The 3,359-nt window shown below is 38.3% G+C and carries 3 protein-coding genes; 2 read left to right on the forward strand and 1 reads right to left on the reverse strand.

Features of this window, described 5'->3' with window-relative positions:
- Positions 1-95: 95 nt before the first annotated feature.
- Entirely contained in the window at positions 96-1,082 is a 987-nt protein-coding gene (gene lipA / locus HUN22_RS16185) for a lipoyl synthase (RefSeq protein WP_174731502.1), read from the forward strand.
- Between the two features lie 155 nt (positions 1,083-1,237).
- Positions 1,238-2,377 (forward strand): transcriptional regulator, encoded by a 1,140-nt coding sequence (locus HUN22_RS16190; protein WP_174731505.1) that lies wholly within the window; start codon positions 1,238-1,240, stop codon positions 2,375-2,377.
- A gap of 50 nt (positions 2,378-2,427) precedes the next feature.
- Here HUN22_RS16190 and HUN22_RS16195 read toward each other — a convergent pair whose 3' ends face one another.
- The gene (locus tag HUN22_RS16195) at positions 2,428-3,180 is read right to left on the reverse strand and encodes a TenA family transcriptional regulator (RefSeq protein ID WP_174731507.1); all 753 of its coding nucleotides are present in this window, start codon (positions 3,178-3,180) and stop codon (positions 2,428-2,430) included.
- Positions 3,181-3,359 lie beyond the last annotated feature (179 nt).

The raw sequence follows: 3,359 nt of genomic DNA on the forward strand, positions 1-3,359 counted from the left end.
CATTAATAAAACCAATGTCCTTTATTTAAATTATAAGGATTTTTATTATATAGAGTCTAGTTAAAAATTATTTAATATAAAATGGAATTATTAATATGGATTTTAAAAGACAAGCAGAAACTGGTATTAAATTAAGAGGAGCAGATAAAGTCGCTCGCATTCCTATTAAAATTTTACCTACAGAAGAGTTACCCACTAAACCGGATTGGATTAGAGCCAAAATAACCGATTTTGAAGAAATTAAACGCATAAAAAATTTACTGCGCCAACAAAAGTTACACAGTGTTTGTGAAGAAGCAGCGTGTCCAAATTTACCGGAATGTTTTGGTGGAGGTACGGCAACATTTATGATTATGGGTGATATCTGTACTCGTCGCTGCCCATTTTGTGATGTCGCTCATGGTCGGCCAAAACCGCTAGATGAAGATGAACCTAAGCATCTTGCAGAAACAGTCTCAAACCTAAACTTAAAGTATGTCGTGATTACCTCTGTAGACCGTGATGATCTACATGATGGCGGCGCTGCACATTTTGTAAAGTGTATGGAAGAAATTAGGAAACGTTGTCCAGAAACATTGATTGAGATTTTAGTACCAGATTTTCGCGGTCGTTTAGAGACAGCGCTTTCAACTCTAAGCTTATCGCCTCCAGATGTGTTTAATCATAATATTGAGACGGTTCCTCGTTTATATAAAACGATGCGCCCCGGTTCAGATTATCAACATTCGCTAGAGCTACTTAAACGCTTTAAAGCATATTGTCCTGATATCAAAACCAAGTCTGGCCTGATGGTTGGATTAGGAGAAATAGAGGCTGAAGTGCTTGCCCTACTCAACGATTTAAAAGACTATCAAGTCGATCTTGTCACGATTGGTCAATATCTTCAGCCTTCAAAATCACATGCGCCTATTCATCGGTTTGTAAATTTACATGAATTTGAACGATATACCCGACACGGTAAGCGATTAGGTTTTAAAAATATTTGGAGTGCACCTATGGTTCGTTCTAGCTATTTTGCTGATCGACAATATTTCGGAGAAGAAGTGCCAAAGCCTTTCAGCCGACAAGATGTCTTATCTTAATGATTAGGCAATTAACAAAACTTATCCAATAGGATAATGGTCGAGACCTATAAAATTATTTAAGGTAAAGGGATAACTAGGAAATAGTCACAATAAAAAGTTATAACAGTTGAGCGGCTACGGATACGCCATTTCAATGATAAAGGAATTTCGATATGGATATGTCAGAACAATTATCATCGCCTTTTATAGACACTACTCCGTCCTTATTTCGGCCGGAATCCTCACCTCATTCTAAATTATTAGGAAAAAAACCATCACTTGAGCTTGAGGCAGCACCTTTGTTTGATCTGGGTGAGGAATGGGAACATTCATTATTTGGTCGTTCGATTCATGAGTGTCATCGCAATTTAATGCATATTGCCGAAGATGCCGATATGGCCATTGGTGTGACTGATCCTCATGGCACGCTACTTTGGACATGGAGTAGCCATCCAATGCGATCATCGGCTGAGCAAGTCCATTTTGTTGAAGGTGGTCAGTGGTCTACTCAGGCAGTAGGTCAAAATGCAATTGGTTTAGCATTAAATACACATTCTGCAAGCTGTGTTTACTCACACGAAAACCAAATGAATAGTGTTAGAGACTGGGTCTGTTATGCAGCACCAATTACAGACACTCAGACTGGCCAGTTTTATGGAATTATGAATTTATCAACTAAATATCAAAAGCATAATTCTCTTGGTCTTTTAGCTGTTGAAAGATGTGCTGATATTGTGAAACAAGCCATTCAACTTCATCAGAAAAATATTTTATATATTAAGGCCTTTGGTACTCCTAAAGTTCAATATAACCAACACAATCTTACATTGACTCAACGCCAGATTGAAATTCTGTGCATTCTAACCCTTTGTCCTGAGGGAATTAACCTTGAAGAGCTTCACTATGCTTTATATGGTGATCGACCAGTTAGTACCACTACTTTAAAAGCTGAACTTTCACAGCTTCGAAACCTGATTCCCGATGTTATCGAGTCACGACCATATAGACTTAACTGTGAAATTCAATGTGACTTTCTCATGGCTGAGCAAGCACTAAACTTAGGTTTTACTGCAACCACTTTAACACTGTATAGAGGTAGTTTTTTAGCCAAGTCAGAAAGCCCATTTTTGTGTGCATGGAGAGATTGCTTTGATGCTCGCTTAAGTCACGTGATCTATCAGATTGAAGATGTTGATCAATTATTACGAGTCGTAAGTCGTGTACCAGATCGTGTAGATGCTGTTGAACGTTTGCTTGAATTATTGCCTGAAGATACGCCTTATCGAACCAAACTGTTAAAACTACTCGAATAAAATAAAAGGGAGAATACCTATACGATATTCTCCCTTTTATTGAAGTGAGATCAAGCAGAAGCTTGAAGCTGCACCCTATAACAATCATCTAAGGCTAACTCATAATAACGCAACCCTTCTTCAGCAGCATGAAATGCTTTTTGCTGCCAGTCAGGACGCTCGTTGCACAAACGTTTAATCAGCTCCATGGCTTCATAAGGATGAAGATCATCATAATGCGCATGCGCACGTAACCAAGCCAAAGAACGTTTATCAATCGTTACTTCAGGATGATCTGTATAAGTATGAATGCCTTTATAGACTTGAATTGACCAGTCCCCAGTTGCCCATTCAATTGCCAAATTTGTTGCAGCAATGCATTCTGCTAAATTGCCACGATGACTCATATTCCATAGAAAATGGTTCACTGCATTCATAGCAGCTGGTGGTCGTACATGGTCAAGCTCATCGACAGTTAAGCCAAAACCTCCAGCCCAATCGCGATACCATTTTAAGTGTCGCTCTTCCACCTTAATATTTTGGATTAACCAATCTCTTGCTTCTGTAACTCCAGGTTCAGAAAAACCTGTTGCTTTGCCTAACGCTCCAGCCATATACGATGGGAAATGAGCGACTAATGGATAGAAATTAAGTAAAGCATAACGGAAACTATCTAGACTCAATTCCCCATTGGCCATCTCCGTAAAAAACGGATGTTTACTCACTCGTTCTTTTGCTGGTAACAAATTGTCCCAGAACCGTTGTGACCATCCATTATGTGGCGTAATTTCTAAATGCATTCCATATTGATTTAGAGCAGTCATTGCTAATTTTCCTATTTATATGACAGCAATCATCTGTATTTCACGCTATAAGTCTATCCGAAAATGATAAAGATACAATCGTTAATCAACCATTTGTAACTTTTTTCGATGGATTGAGGATCTTTAGATAATTATTACGCTAATCATTGAAATGTCGTGATTTTTATCACATTTAAGGC

Source organism: Acinetobacter lactucae (assembly GCF_013344765.1).
GTDB lineage: Bacteria > Pseudomonadota > Gammaproteobacteria > Pseudomonadales > Moraxellaceae > Acinetobacter > Acinetobacter lactucae_A.